Annotated in this window: 12 protein-coding genes; 6 read left to right on the top strand and 6 right to left on the bottom strand. The window is 66.4% G+C overall.

Going from position 1 to position 13,157, the window contains the following annotated elements:
- Positions 1–151: 151 nt before the first annotated feature.
- The 3 genes from Q0K09_RS08595 to Q0K09_RS08585 all read right to left on the bottom strand — a co-directional run bounded on the left by Q0K09_RS08595 (position 152) and on the right by Q0K09_RS08585 (position 2,567).
- Positions 152–433 carry an imidazolonepropionase gene (locus tag Q0K09_RS08595; protein WP_294475308.1) on the bottom strand — a complete coding sequence of 94 codons (282 nt, stop codon included), beginning with the start codon at positions 431–433 and terminating at the stop codon, positions 152–154.
- A gap of 267 nt (positions 434–700) precedes the next feature.
- On the bottom strand, positions 701–919 hold the full coding sequence (locus tag Q0K09_RS08590) for a helix-turn-helix transcriptional regulator (protein ID WP_294475306.1): 219 nt from the start codon (positions 917–919) through the stop codon (positions 701–703).
- 151 nt (positions 920–1,070) lie between these two features.
- Positions 1,071–2,567: an AAA family ATPase gene (locus Q0K09_RS08585; RefSeq protein WP_294475303.1), complete on the bottom strand. Its 1,497-nt coding sequence runs from the start codon at positions 2,565–2,567 to the stop codon at positions 1,071–1,073.
- Positions 2,568–2,778: 211 nt separating this feature from the next.
- On the opposite strand from Q0K09_RS08585, the gene Q0K09_RS08580 reads away from it, so the two are divergent.
- Complete coding sequence (locus Q0K09_RS08580) at positions 2,779–3,822, top strand: Ig-like domain-containing protein (RefSeq protein WP_294475302.1); 1,044 nt, start codon at positions 2,779–2,781, stop codon at positions 3,820–3,822.
- A 70-nt stretch (positions 3,823–3,892) separates the two neighbouring features.
- Here the strand turns inward: Q0K09_RS08580 and Q0K09_RS08575 are convergent, their stop codons facing one another.
- Positions 3,893–5,053, bottom strand: coding sequence for an aminotransferase class V-fold PLP-dependent enzyme (locus Q0K09_RS08575; protein ID WP_294475301.1), 1,161 nt, complete (start codon positions 5,051–5,053; stop codon positions 3,893–3,895).
- Positions 5,054–5,324: 271 nt separating this feature from the next.
- Positions 5,325–6,542, bottom strand: a complete 1,218-nt coding sequence (locus tag Q0K09_RS08570) for a hypothetical protein (RefSeq protein WP_294475298.1) — start codon at positions 6,540–6,542, stop codon at positions 5,325–5,327.
- Positions 6,543–6,828: 286 nt separating this feature from the next.
- On the opposite strand from Q0K09_RS08570, the gene Q0K09_RS08565 reads away from it, so the two are divergent.
- The 5 genes from Q0K09_RS08565 to Q0K09_RS08545 all read left to right on the top strand — a co-directional run bounded on the left by Q0K09_RS08565 (position 6,829) and on the right by Q0K09_RS08545 (position 11,463).
- Positions 6,829–7,407 (top strand): hypothetical protein, encoded by a 579-nt coding sequence (locus Q0K09_RS08565; protein WP_294475296.1) that lies wholly within the window; start codon positions 6,829–6,831, stop codon positions 7,405–7,407.
- 16 nt (positions 7,408–7,423) lie between these two features.
- Positions 7,424–8,104 carry a response regulator transcription factor gene (locus Q0K09_RS08560; protein WP_294475294.1) on the top strand — a complete coding sequence of 227 codons (681 nt, stop codon included), beginning with the start codon at positions 7,424–7,426 and terminating at the stop codon, positions 8,102–8,104.
- Between the two features lie 2 nt (positions 8,105–8,106).
- On the top strand, positions 8,107–8,607 hold the full coding sequence (locus tag Q0K09_RS08555; RefSeq protein WP_294475293.1) for a hypothetical protein: 501 nt from the start codon (positions 8,107–8,109) through the stop codon (positions 8,605–8,607).
- An 84-nt stretch (positions 8,608–8,691) separates the two neighbouring features.
- Positions 8,692–10,188 carry a HAMP domain-containing sensor histidine kinase gene (locus Q0K09_RS08550; protein WP_294475291.1) on the top strand — a complete coding sequence of 499 codons (1,497 nt, stop codon included), beginning with the start codon at positions 8,692–8,694 and terminating at the stop codon, positions 10,186–10,188.
- A gap of 336 nt (positions 10,189–10,524) precedes the next feature.
- Positions 10,525–11,463: a carbohydrate kinase gene (locus Q0K09_RS08545; protein WP_294475289.1), complete on the top strand. Its 939-nt coding sequence runs from the start codon at positions 10,525–10,527 to the stop codon at positions 11,461–11,463.
- A gap of 95 nt (positions 11,464–11,558) precedes the next feature.
- Here Q0K09_RS08545 and asnS read toward each other — a convergent pair whose 3' ends face one another.
- Positions 11,559–12,953 carry an asparagine--tRNA ligase gene (gene asnS / locus Q0K09_RS08540; RefSeq protein ID WP_294475287.1) on the bottom strand — a complete coding sequence of 465 codons (1,395 nt, stop codon included), beginning with the start codon at positions 12,951–12,953 and terminating at the stop codon, positions 11,559–11,561.
- Positions 12,954–13,157: the final 204 nt, after the last annotated feature.

Here is a 13,157-nt window from a genome sequence, read left to right as displayed (position 1 = left end):
GTTTCTGCAAGGGCGGCATCCTTCTCCGGCCTGTCCAGGCGGTGGACAAAGGCATAGTAGCCGCTTCTGGATACTGCAAAAAACGCGCACATGACGGATATTGGATATTCCTCTCTGTGACGATATATGATGTGGTATTTTACCCTTGCGCTCACTTCCTTCCTGTGAAGTGCAGAAAATCCCGCAGCAATTTGTTCTCCATCTGCAAGCGCTGGATCTCATACGCTTGCTCTGCCACAATGTTTCTTGGCGCGGCATCTTTCCTCGGTCGTCCTTTGGGCCGCAGAAGGATTCCGGCTGCCAACTTCCGTTCTTTTCTCCGCTCACGCGCAAGCAGCCTTTTTACCACCTGCTTATCATGAAAGCCGTTGTATTCTGCAACTTCTCGTTGGGTTTTCCCCTCTGCCAGCATTGCCTTGATTTCAGGCAGCAATACTTAAACGTGTGTGTATTTCCGCTTTTCCATAACAAGACCCCCTGATGTAGTTTATTTTCCTACATCAGGGGGCCTTTTGTCACTGTCCGTTTTTACTGGACCGGTTCATAACGGTTACAGGGTTTTCTTTTTATTTCCAGATGGTGGCTCACATGGGCGTTTGGCGCACATTTGGCGCACAGCGTCACCCGCTGGCCGCCGTCATCGCCTTCCCGCGTTGAGGGCCTGCCGCCGGACCGGCGGGTCCCCGGCTTCTGTCGCGCCTCAGCGGTTGACCTCCCGCCGGTCCGTCCGGCCCGCCAGATAGTCCAGGGAGACCTGGAAAAAGTCAGCCAGGGCCAGAAGGTTGCGGTAATTGGGCAGGGAGGTCTGGGCCTCCAGCCTTTGATAGTTGCGCCAGGCTATCCCGATACCAGCGGCCACCTGGACCTGGCTGAGCTGGCGCTCCGTCCGCAATAGCCGCAGTCTCTCCGCAAAAGACATCGTAATTTCTCCTTGACATGATGAATTCATCATGATATGGTTATGACGCAAAGGTCATAAAAGCAAGGAGGACCCGACATGTATCTGCCCACCATAGAAAGCCTCTATCATGAGTACGTCTCCTGTCAGGTTCCTCACACGCTGGAGGGGCTCATTCGCGCCTTTCGGACGGGGCTGGATCTGAGGCTCCGTCTGGGCCTGGAGCTGGGGGAGCCGCCGGACTGGACGGATCCGCTTCCTCCTCCCGGAGGTCCTGGGGGGTGAGCTCCATGAGCTGCTCCTTGGTGGGGTCCGCCAGGGCGGCCACCCGGTCGGCCTGACGGGCCACCGCCCGCTCGAACATGTTCCGCACGTCCCGGGCGTTGCCGAAGTTCTCGTCCCGGTCCTCATAGAGGCCCTTGAAATACCCCTTGGCGTATTCCTCCGCCTCGATGCTTAAAGCATAGCCGTTTTTTTCACACATGGACCGGAAGATGGAGAAGAGCTGGTCCCCGTCGTAGTCCTCAAAGTAGAAATACTTGTTGAAGCGGCTCTCCAGGCCGGGGTTGGAGTGGATGAAGTCCCCCATCAGGCCGGTGTAACCGGCCACAATGACGATGAGGTCGGCCCGGTGGTCCTCCATGCCCTTGAGGAGGGTTTCCACCGCCTCCTGGCCGAAGTCGTTGGGGTTGTCGTGGCTGGTGAGGGCGTAGGCCTCGTCGATGAAGAGGACGCCCCCCAGGGCCTTCTGGATCACTTCGTTGGTCTTGATGGCGGTCTGGCCCACAAAGCCGGCCACCAGGCCGGAGCGGTCCACCTCCACCAGCTGCCCCTTGGAGAGGACCCCGATGGCGTGGTAGATCCGGGCCAGGAGCCGGGCCACAGTGGTTTTGCCGGTGCCGGGATTGCCCATAAAGACCAGGTGGAGGGACATGGGGGGCGCCGGCAGGCCCTCCTTCTCCCGGAGCCTGCGGACCTTTACCAGATTGATGAGGCTCTTGACGTCCTTTTTCACCTGTTCCAGGCCGCACAGACCGTCCAGCTCGGCCAGCAGGTCCTCCAGGGACTCCTGGGGCGGGGCCTCCTCCTGGGGCTGGTCCCCCGCCGTGTCCGCCGGTGCGGCGGCCTCCTTGGGGGCCTCTCCCCTGCGGGTGACAAAGTCCTGGGCGTCGGTCCGGGGCTTGTCGTCGGGGAGGCCGTCGGCGTCGCACAGGGCAGAGAGGGCGTCGGCGCAGGCATTGACAAACCCCGCCTCCCGGTCGCTCACCGCGCCGTCCACTGCGGCGAAGAGCAGGAGCATCAGGGTAACCAAGTCCACGAACCGCCGGGCGGTATGCTGGTGGTAGGCCCGGTCGTAATCCCGCATCTTCTGGAAGAAGGCCGGGGCCCGGAAGCCGGAGTACTCGGCCACGGCGGTGCCCAGCTCCCAGTAGAGGGCGGAGGGGACCGGGTTGCCCCGGCAGTAGATGGCGTTATACCACTCCACATGCTGGGCCGTCACATTCCCCCCATCCGCCTGCCACACCCCCAGGGCGCACTGGCGGAAGAACTCGTCCGCCCCGGCGTTGAACATCTGCCGCATGGCGGGGTTGGCGATGTGCTGCCGGAAGGCTGTCACCCCGTCGCTGTACTGTTTGTGCATGGCCGCGGCGGTCATGGCTTCATTCACACGCCCCACTCCTTTTGTGCCGGGTCCTCCCGCCGGAGGCGGGGCCCTGTTGCTGTTTTCCCCATTATAAGGCACCGGGCCGCCGGGGTCAAGGGCCTCCGGCTGCGAGGAAGTTGTAAACAATCCGTTATTTTTCTCTGGGAAAGGTTGACGATTTCAATCGAAACATGTACTATAGAAGCAATGACTTTTCCTAGGGAGGAGAACCGCCATGTCCAGCAAACGCACCGCCGGAGGAAACCGCTCCGCCGTTATTCGCTGTCCCAACTGCGGAGAGGACTATTCCGTCACCTATAAACGCTGTCCCTTCTGCGATGAGAAGGCGGAGGACCAAAAAAGGCACATGCCGGAGGAAGACCCGGACCTGCCGGAGGAGGAGGGCCACGCCTCAGGCGGCAAACGTCTGGGCGGCGGAGATCACCCCTGGACCACCCCCCGCATTATCCGCACGGTGGTCTCTCTGGCCGTCATCCTGGCGGCCCTGGTCATCGTGGTCACCCAGGTGCTGCCCCTGGTAAACCGGGCCAGTCAGGTCACCGCCGGCGGTGGGAGCCCCGCACCTGTGGAGAGCGGCGCGGTGGATACCGCGCCTCCCACCGTCTCCCCGGCCCCGGAGTCCGCTCCCCCGGAGGGCACCCCTGCGCCGGAGTCCCAGTCCCCCGCCTCCCAGGCGCCGGAGAGCCAGGCGCCCGCCTCCCAGCCCCCGGCATCTCAGGCCCCTGAGACCGGCAACGGGACGGCCAGCGGCATTACCCTCAGCCGGGCCGACTTCACCATGAACGACCGCTATCCCGACCCGGTGCGTCTGGTGGCCACCCTGACCCCCCAGGGGGCCAGCGGCACCGTCACCTGGAGCAGCAGCAATCCGGCGGTGGCCAGCGTGGACGCCAACGGCCTGGTGACCCACGGCACGGAGAACGGCCAGGCCACCATCACCGCCTCCCTGCCCAACGGGGTCAGCGAGACCTGCACGGTCCGCTGCAACTTCACCAGTTCCAGCTCTGGCGGGGAGACCAGCTCCTCCTCCGGGGACCTGAGCCTGAACCGGGCCGACTTCACCCTCCAGTACGCCGGGGAGACCTTCCGTATGCGGGTCTCCGGCACCTCCTCCACCCCCACCTGGAGCATCGGGAACACCTCCGTGGCCTCCATCTCCTCCGACGGCACCGTCACCGCCGTGGGCGAAGGCAACACCACCATCACCTGTACCGTGGACGGCCAGACTCTCACCTGCATCGTCCGGTGCAGCTTTTAAGAGGATATCGCAGAGCCCCCGGCCGGAAGCTAACTCCGGCCGGGGGCTTTTTTGCATGGGGAAAAGGGGGTCAGACCCCCATAAGCTCACAGACGGCGGCCTGGAGGTAGTCGATGTCCTCAAAGGGGGTGAAGGGGCCCACGGAGAAGCGGACGGCCCCCTGGGGGAAGGTGCCCAGGGTCTGGTGGGCCAGGGGGGCGCAGTGGAGGCCGCAGCGGGTCTGGATGTGGAAGTCCCGGTCCAGGCGGAAGGCGGCCTCGGCGTTGTCCAGGCCGGGGAAGTCCACCGCCACTACCCCTATTTGCCGCTCCGGGTCCAGGGGGCCCAGCACCCGCAGGCCGTCTGGCTCCAGCTCCCGGAGCCGGGCCAGGAGGTGGCCGGTGAGCTTTTGCTCCCGGCGGCGCAGGGCGGCGGCGTCCTGGGCCGCCCACCAGTCCAGGGCGGCCCCCAGGCCGTAGATGCCCGGCAGGTTCAGGGTGCCCGCCTCGAAGCGGTCGGGCAGGAAGGGGGGCATATCCAGCAGGTCGGACTGGCTGCCGGTCCCCCCAGCTACCAGGGGCTCCAGCGCCCCGGCCAGGGCGTCGGTGAGGAGGAGGGCCCCCAGGCCCTGGGGCCCCAGCAGGCTCTTGTGGGCCGGCAGGGCCAGGGCGTCGATGCCCAGGGCCCCCATGTTCAGGGGGACCGGCCCCGCGCTCTGGGCGGCGTCCACGCAGAAGAAGATGCCCCGCTCCCGGCACAGCCGTCCCACCGCCTCAATGGGCTGGAGGGCGCCGCAGACGTTGGAGACGTGGGTGAGCACGCACAGCCGAAGGCCGGGGGTCAGCAGAGCCTCGGCCTGTTCCAGGTCCAGGAGGCCGTCGGGGCCGCAGGGCAGCCGCACCGTCTCCACACCCCGGCGCTCCAGCTGCCGGAGGGGGCGGAGCACGGCGTTGTGCTCCATCACCGAGGCCGCAGCCCGGTCTCCCGGCCGCAGCAGGCCCTTGAGCACCAGGTTCAGAGCGTAGGTACACCCGGGGGTGAGGACCACATTCCGGGCCGCCGGGGCTCCGAAGAAGCGGCAGAGGGCCTCCCGGATCTCCAGGGTCCGGGAGGCGGCGGCGTAGGCTCCGGTGTGGCTGCCCCGGCCCACGCTCCCCACCACCTCCGCCAGGCACCGGGCCATGGCCTCGGCCACCCCGGGGGCCTTAGGGAAGGAGGTGGAGGCGTTGTCAAAGTAATAGATATCTTTCATGGGGATCTCCTTGTCTTTGTGGGTCCGGTGGGGGCCGTTTGACCGGATTCCATCCGGTTCGAGAGTCCAGCGGGACGCCGGACCCTCACAAGGGGCCTTGCCCCCCGTGAGGGCTTGTTTGAAAATTGGCGATGTGTCCGGCAGCGAGGGATTTTGGGCCGCTGGCAAGCAATTTTTTCGCAGGAATCCTGGCGGATTGCAAGGAAAAATTGCGCCGTCCAGGGGACAAAAGCCCCGCTGATTGGGCATGTTGACATTTTTCAAACAAGCCCTAGAAGGTGGTCTCCACCGGCAGCCGGACGCTGTAGCGGTCCGCCTGGAGGGTGCGCAGCAGGCGGGTGAGCACATCGTAGGAGGTCTGGCTGTCGTCCAGGGTGATTCTGGCCCAGGCGTCCCGGCCCTCCAGACCCTGGACCAGGGTGTTGTAAAGGCTGTAGGCGCTCCGGCTTCCGTCAGGCAGGACCGAGAACGTGCTCTCCCAGCACAGCCAGCCCTCCGCCTCCAGGCCGGCGGACAGGGCCGGGTCCTCCGTATACACGATGGGGGTGGCGGTCCTGGCGATGTGGGAGAGAAGAACCTGGGCCTCCTCCAGGGCGGACCGGGCGGACGCCAGCCCCCCCGCCGGGGGGATGAGGCCGATCATGTGCCCCTCCCCCACCGCCCGGCGGATGAGGCCGTCCTGTTCCGCCACCTCCTCCGCCGGGAAGAGGATCAGGGCCCCATAGCCGTTGGCCAGCAGGGAATCCAGCATCTCCTCCCCCGCCTCTCCGGTCTCACACCGGATGGCCAGGTAGACCCGCACCCCCCGGCGGCCGGCCTCCGGGCTGGGGGTGGCGGCGGGGATGCTCTCCGAAGGGGCGGGGGTCTCGCTGCCCTGGCCCATGACAGCACGGTAGTAGTTCTGAAGCTGGATGTGATAGGAGGTGTTGGCCGCGCTGATAAACTGGGCGTCGGACAGGGCGGCGCTGCTGTTCCAGATGCGGACAAAGGGGTAGCTCTTGTCCCCCAGGGCGATGTTGCTGTAGGTGTACCGCAGGCCGAAGTACCGGCAGGTGGAGCTGGCCGAGACGTAAATCTGGCCGTTGCGGATGATGGCGGTGGGGTCCTGCTGCGCCCCGTCCGGGTAGTAGTCGTAGGAAACCCCCGTCCGCAAATCAAAGGTCAGGTTCCTGGGCTCGCTGTTGTAGAGGGTCAAAGTGTTGTGGACCCGGTTCTGGCCCCCGTTGTAGACCCCGAACTGGATGCCTCCGTTCTGGTTGGCGTCCAGGTAATAGTAGGGGATGTAGATGGTCCCCCCCACGTTGATGGGCATGGAGCTGTCGGCGAGGGGCACCGGGGAGTCGTTGAGGGCCAGAAAGATCACGTTGGCATCCCAGGCCTCCCCCGAGGCCGCCCCGGCCCGGAGGCCCAGGATCAGGGCCAGGGCCAGGGCCCCCGCCCACAAAATGGAAAGCCGCCGCCCTCCCATGGTCTCCACTCCCTTCTGCATGTCCACAGCCGCCAGGTCCGGCGATTGCTGCGGGGCGTGAATCAACCGCTCTGCGGTTTATTCCGCGGACATTATTATAGCACACTGCCGGGAGAGGGTAAACCAAAATTGCAAAAAGGAAAGCATCGGTTGAAGACGGCCGGAAAAACGGGTATAATGGCCCTGAACCGGAGGGCGCGAAACCCGGCCGGGGCGCATTTTTAATGGAACTTAAAGAATCGGTAAATCCCCCTTTCACGCGGCGGGGGTATGCTAAGGAAGAGACCGGAGAGAGGAGGGGAAGGCCGTGACCGTCACCACGGAACAGGTCCGGCGGCTGTGCGCGGCCTCCGGCGTGGACGAGATCGCCGCCCTTTCGGTCCTGGAGCGGCAGGACGGCGACCTGCTGGAGGCCCTGCTGGAGCTGGAACGGCAGGGTTCCGCCGTCCCACCCGCCGGCGGGGGCTTTTACTCCACCCGGCAGGCTTCTCCCCAGGCCGGGGGGGCGCTGGCCGCCGGGGCCGGACCGGCGGGGAACGCCGGGGGGGGAGACCGGAGCGCCGGGACTGACCTCACCTGGGATGTTCTGTGGAAGGGCTTCCGGGACCTCCTCCACAGGGGCCGGGTGAACCGCATGGAGGTCTGGCGGAGGGGGCGGCAGGTGACGGCCATGCCGCTGCTGGTGCTGGCGCTGCTGCTGGCCTGCTTCCCCCAGATCATGGTCCCGCTGCTGCTCATCGGGTGGGTGCTGGGGTTCCGGTACCGGTTCACGGGGCCCGACCTGCCGGCGGGGGGGCTGCTGGGGAGCGCCCGCCGCCGGGCGGCGGAGGCCCTGGACCGGGCGGCCAGGCGGGCCCGGCAGAAGAGCCGGGAAACGAAACGGTAACAAGGAGGCGCGGAATATGGCGGAGAAAATCCTGCTGGTGGAGGACGAGGAGAAGCTGGCCCGGATGGTGGAGCTGGAGCTGCGGTATGAGGGCTATGAGGTAGACAAGGCCTTCGACGGCCGTTCGGGGCTGGATCGGGCCCTGTCCGGGGGGTACGACCTCATTTTACTGGACATCATGCTCCCGGCCCTCTCCGGCATGGAGGTCCTGCGCCGCCTGCGCCGGGAGAGCCAGACGCCGGTCATCATGCTCACCGCCCGGGACACGGTGGTGGACAAGGTGGCGGGGCTGGATTCCGGGGCTGACGACTACATCACCAAGCCCTTCGCCATTGAGGAGCTGCTGGCCCGCATCCGGGCGGCCCTCCGCAAGCGCCCCGCCGCCCAGGAGCTCCCCAGGCTCACCTGCGGTCCGCTGGTCATGGATGTGGAGCGCCATGAGGTCACGGTGAAGGGGGCCGAGGTGGAGCTCACCCGCCGGGAGTTCGACCTGCTGCGCTGCCTGCTGGAGCACAAGGAGAAGGTCCTCACCCGGGAGGCCCTGCTGGACAACGTCTGGGGCTTCGATTTCGCCGGGGAGACCAACGCCGTGGACGTCTATATCCGCTTTTTGCGCTCCAAAATCGACGAAAAATTCGGGGTCAAGATCATCCATACCGTCCGGGGCGTGGGGTATGTGATCCGGGAGGAGGACTGAGCATGGAGGTCCAGGCGGTGCTTTATGTATCGGCTACCGGATTTACCCGGCGGTATGCGCAAATGCTTGCGGAGGCCGCAGGGCTCCCGGCCTGTCCCGCCAGGGGGCCAGGGGCGCCAGCCCCAGGGGCGGCGGTGGTTTACCTGGGCTGGCTCTGCGCCGGGCGGGTCCGCGGGCTCAGACGGGCCCGGACCCGGTACGACGTCCTGGCCGTCTGCGCTGTGGGGATGTCCCCGTTGGAAATGGTCCCCCTCCTTCGGCTGGCCAAGGACAACGGCCTGGAGGGCGCGCCCCTCTTCTACCTCCGGGGCGGCTATGCCCCAGACCGCCTGACCCTCCCCTGGCGGCTGATGATGGCCCCCATGGCCCGGAAGGTGGACCGGGAACGGACAGAGGACCCCATGGCCCTGGCCATGAAGGAGGCCTTTGCCCACGGGGCCGACTGGGTCAGCCCAGAGGCCCTGGACCCCGTCCTGGACTGGCTCCGCCAGGGGGACGCCTGACCGGCGGGGTTTGCGGCTGACACCGCAGAGCTGGTTTCCCACCAGGGGAGGGAATCCGGACAAAACAGAAGGGAGGCACGGAGTGTGCCCAGAAGACAACCAAAGCCCCCCGGACGCATCCGCTCCTCCATTGTCCTGCGGCTGAACCTGCGCCTTTTCCTGCGGCTGCTGGGGGTCCACATCGGCACCGGCCTCCTCCTCCTCTGCCTGGCCCTGGGCGGGCTTCTCCTCTGGTCCCACCGGCAGTGCCTGGACGTGGCGGAGCTGGTGGAGCAGCGGGGCATTCCCTCCCCCGAGGCATCCCTGTGGATGTCCGCCGGGGACTACGCCATCACCACCCTGGACGCCCCGCCGGAGGGGGACGGCCTGTGGATCTTCGGGCGGCTCATCCGCTTCAACGCCCTGGGGCTGGACCTCTTCGGAGCCGGTGAACAGACCCTCTCCCTGGGGGAGGGCCCCTTCTTTCTGGGGCCCTGGACCGGCCAGGTGGGCCGGGGCGCCTCCTACTCCCTGGCCCTGGACAACCAGGGGGCGCCCTATGCCATCACCCTGAATCTGGAGGGGCCCGTGCGGCTGCTGGCCTATGCCGGGCGGATTCTCCTCCTATGCCAGCTCTTCAGCCTGCTGTGGAACCTCTTCCGCAACGCCGGTCTCATCAAAAAGACCCTCCGGCCCATCCAGGAGCTGGCGGCGGCGGCGGCCCGGCTGGGAAACGCCTCCGCCCCCTCCGGCATGTCCCCCAAGGAGCTCTCCGCCCTGGCCGGGCGGCTGGACCAGATCACCGCCTCCCACCTGGACACCCGCATCCCCGTCTCCGGTACCCAGAAGGAGCTGCGGACCCTGGCTGAGGCCATCAACGCCATGCTGGACCGGCTGGCGGCTGCCTACCGGGCCCAGATGCGCTTCGTCTCCGACGCCTCCCACGAGCTGCGCACCCCTATCTCGGTGATCCAGGGCTACGCCAGCCTCCTGGATCGCTGGGGCAAGGACGACCCGGAGACCCGCCAGGAGGCCATCGATGCCATCCGAAGCGAGGCCGGCGCCATGAAGGAGCTGGTGGAGCAGCTTCTCTTCCTGGCCCGGGGGGACAACGACTCCATGCACATTGAGATGACTGACTTCGACCTCACCGAGGTGGCCGCCCAGGTCCTCAAGGAGACCGAGATGATCGACCAGACTCACCCCTTTGCCGCCCGGTGGGCGGGCGGTCCCGTGCCCGTCCACGCCGACCTGGGGCTCATGAAGCAGTGCCTCCGGGTGCTGGTGGACAACAGCGTCAAATATACCCCCGCCGGCGGGCGCATCACCATCCGGGTGGAGCCCCAGGGGGACACCGCCCGCCTCTCCGTCCAGGACGAGGGCCAGGGCATCGACCCGAAGAGCCTCCCCCACATCTTCGAGCGCTTCTTCCGCACCGACCAGTCCCGGACCCGGCAGACCGGCGGCACCGGCCTGGGTCTGGCCATCGCCAAGTATATCGTGGACCGCCACGGCGGCTGGCTGGAGGTCCTCTCCCGGGAGGGCGTGGGCACCCGGATGACCGTCGTTCTCCCCCTGGCCCGGCTGGAGGAGCGGGTCTGATACAAACGCAAGAGAGGAAGGACCGGGATGCCGGCCAGCAATTTTTTGCAGGAATCGGGGCGGATTTCAAGAAAAAATTGTGCCGCTCACCAGACAAAGGACCCGGCCATTTGGTGTGTTTACAGTTTCTGGAAAAAATGCTCATACGCCAGGAAGCGGCGCCGGACAAGAAAACAGACCGTTCCTCCGCGATTCCGTAAAATACAGATGATTTACAGTCCGGGGGTGGAATGGTATCATATAGGGAAGGTAAAACAGCCCATCCGCGCTGTGGAGAGGCGGAAAAGGGCGCGGCGGGAACCCCCGCAGAGGGGAGAGAATTGGAGGCGGCAGAGCATGACAGACATCACAGCCATCGGCGAGGTACTGATTGACCTGACCCAGACGGGGACCGGCCCGGCGGGCGTCCCCCTCTTTGCGGCCAACCCCGGCGGGGCTCCCGCCAATGTGGCGGTGGCCGCCGCCCGGCTGGGGGCGCGGACGGCCTTTTTGGGCAAGGTGGGCCGGGACGGCCTGGGGGCCTATCTCACCGGGGTGCTGGCCGAAAATGGGGTGGACCTCTCCGGCCTGCGCACCGGCTCCGCCGCCACCACCCTGGCGGTGGTGACGGTGGACGCCGCCGGGGAGCGGGACTTTACCTTCCTCCGGGGGGCCGACGGACAGCTCACCCAGGAGGAGGTGGACTCGCAGGTCCTGGCCCGGACGAAATTCCTCCACTTCGGCTCGGTGAGCCTCACCGCCTCCCCCGCCCGGGAGGCCGTCCTCCACGCCGTTCGGGAGGCCCGCCGGCTGGGCGCCCTGGTGAGCTACGACCCCAACTACCGCCCCGCCCTCTGGCCGGACCGGGCCCAGGCGGAGACGCAGATGCGCCAGCCCCTGCCCCTGGTGGACGTGCTCAAGCTCTCCCAGGAGGAGCTCCCCCTGCTCAGCGGCACGGAAGACCTGGAGGACGGCGCCGCCCGGCTCCGGGATCTGGGCGTCTCCCTGGTGCTGGTGACCCTGGGGGGCGGCGGGGTCTTCTACCGCCTGGACGGGGCGGCGGGCCGGGCGCCGGGGGTTCCGGTCCGGGTGGCCGACACCAACGGGGCGGGGGACGCCTTTCTGGGGGCGGCCCTCAGCCGCCTGTGCCGCCGGGGGGACCACCCCCTGGAGGGTCTGACTCCCGCCGGACTGGAGCCCATCCTGGCCTTTGCCAACCGGGCCGCCGCCCTGACCTGCTCCCGCAGCGGGGCCATCCCCGCCCTGCCTACCCTGGCCGAGCTGGAGGAGGCTTGAGCCTCCGGATTCTCTTCCTCCAAAAGCGTCATAACAGACAAAAAGCTGGAGCGCCATTGCTGCGCTCCAGCTTTTTTGATGCGAACCGGCAGGGCTCAGAAGTCGGCGCTGCCCACCGTTCTGGGGTGGGGCAGGACGTCCCGGATGTTGCCCACGCCGGTGAGGTACATGACAATGCGCTCGAAGCCCAGGCCGAAGCCGGCGTGCTTGCAGCCGCCGTAGCGCCGCAGGTCCAGGTACCACCAGTAGTCCTTGGGGTCCATGCCCAGCTCCCGGATGCGCGCCTCCAGCACGTCCAGGCGCTCCTCGCGCTGGCTCCCGCCGATGATCTCCCCCACTCCGGGCACCAGGCAGTCGGCGGCGGCCACGGTCTTTCCGTCGTCGTTGAGGCGCATATAGAACGCCTTGATGTCCTTGGGGTAGTCGGTGACGAAGACCGGCTTGCGGAAGATCTGCTCGGTGAGGCAGCGCTCGTGCTCGGTCTGGAGGTCGCAGCCCCATTCCACAGGGTAGTCGAACTTGTGGCCGGAGGATTTCAGCAGCTCAATGGCCTCGGTGTAGGTCACCCGGCCGAAGCCGGAGGAGACCACATGCTCCAGGCGCTCCAGGAGCCCCTTGTCCACGAAGGAGTGGAAGAAGGCCATCTCGTCGGGGCACTTCTCCATCACCGTCCGCAGGATGAACTTAATCATGGCTTCGGCCACGTCCATGTCCCCCTCCAGATCGCAGAAGGCCATCTCTGGCTCGATCATCCAGAATTCGGCGGCGTGGCGGGTGGTGTTGGACTTCTCCGCCCGGAAGGTGGGGCCGAAGGTGTAGACGTCCCCGAAGGCCATGGCGAAATTCTCGGCGTTGAGCTGGCCGGAGACGGTGAGGTTGGCGCTCTTGCCGAAGAAATCCCGGCTGTAGTCCACGGCGCCGTCCGGGGTTTTGGGCACGTCGGCCAGGTCCAGGGTGGTGACCCGGAACATCTCTCCCGCCCCCTCGCAGTCGGAGGCGGTGATGATGGGGGTGTGGATATAGACGAAGCCCCGGTCCTGGAAGAAGGTGTGGATGGCCTGGGCGGCCACGCTCCGCACCCGGAAGGCGGCCGAGAAGAGGTTGGTCCGGGGCCGCAGGTGCTGGATGGTCCGCAGGTACTCCACGCTGTGGCGCTTTTTCTGGAGGGGATAGTCGGGGGTGGAGGGCCCCTCCACCACAATGGAGGCGGCCTTGAGCTCCAGGGGCTGCTTGGCCTCCGGGGTCAGGACCACGGTTCCGGAGACCCGCAGGGCGGCCCCCACGTTCTGCCCGGCGATCTCCTTGTAGTTTTCCAGGGTGTTGGCGTCCATGACCACCTGCAGGTTCTTGAAGCAGGAGCCGTCGTTGAGCTCGATGAAGCCGAAGGTCTTCATGTCCCGAATGGTGCGGGCCCAGCCGCAGACGGCGGCCTCTTTACCGCCGTACTGTTCCTGGTCCGCGAAGATGCGCGCGATTTTGGTGCGTTCCATATTCAATTCCTCGTTTCCCGTCATTGGTAGGTATAGTATACCATGTTTTGACGGGTTTGCAAGAGGGGCAATCAGGATGGCGAGCCCCCCGGTTTTCCGGCGCGGCGGCTCTCCCTGCCCCCGCTGCTTCCCTTCCGCCGGCGCCCCGTCAAAAAGCGCGAATCTCCGTTTTTATACGGAAATTCGCGCTTTTTTGCGGAAATT

The organism is uncultured Intestinimonas sp., from assembly GCF_944387725.1.
Classification (GTDB): domain Bacteria; phylum Bacillota; class Clostridia; order Oscillospirales; family Oscillospiraceae; genus Intestinimonas.
Note: the sequence above shows the minus strand (reverse complement) of the source record. Positions and strands in the feature narration are given on the sequence as shown.

Bases quoted from the DNA above. Each gene is read 5' to 3' on its own strand.
- Q0K09_RS08590 (WP_294475306.1), bottom strand. From the start codon at position 919: ATGTCTTTTGCGGAGAGACTGCGGCTATTGCGGACGGAGCGCCAGCTC.
- Q0K09_RS08580 (WP_294475302.1), top strand. From the start codon at position 2,779: ATGTCCAGCAAACGCACCGCCGGAGGAAACCGCTCCGCCGTTATTCGC.
- Q0K09_RS08575 (WP_294475301.1), bottom strand. From the start codon at position 5,053: ATGAAAGATATCTATTACTTTGACAACGCCTCCACCTCCTTCCCTAAG.
- Q0K09_RS08570 (WP_294475298.1), bottom strand. From the start codon at position 6,542: ATGCAGAAGGGAGTGGAGACCATGGGAGGGCGGCGGCTTTCCATTTTG.
- Q0K09_RS08560 (WP_294475294.1), top strand. From the start codon at position 7,424: ATGGCGGAGAAAATCCTGCTGGTGGAGGACGAGGAGAAGCTGGCCCGG.
- Q0K09_RS08555 (WP_294475293.1), top strand. From the start codon at position 8,107: ATGGAGGTCCAGGCGGTGCTTTATGTATCGGCTACCGGATTTACCCGG.
- Q0K09_RS08545 (WP_294475289.1), top strand. From the start codon at position 10,525: ATGACAGACATCACAGCCATCGGCGAGGTACTGATTGACCTGACCCAG.
- asnS (WP_294475287.1), bottom strand. From the start codon at position 12,953: ATGGAACGCACCAAAATCGCGCGCATCTTCGCGGACCAGGAACAGTAC.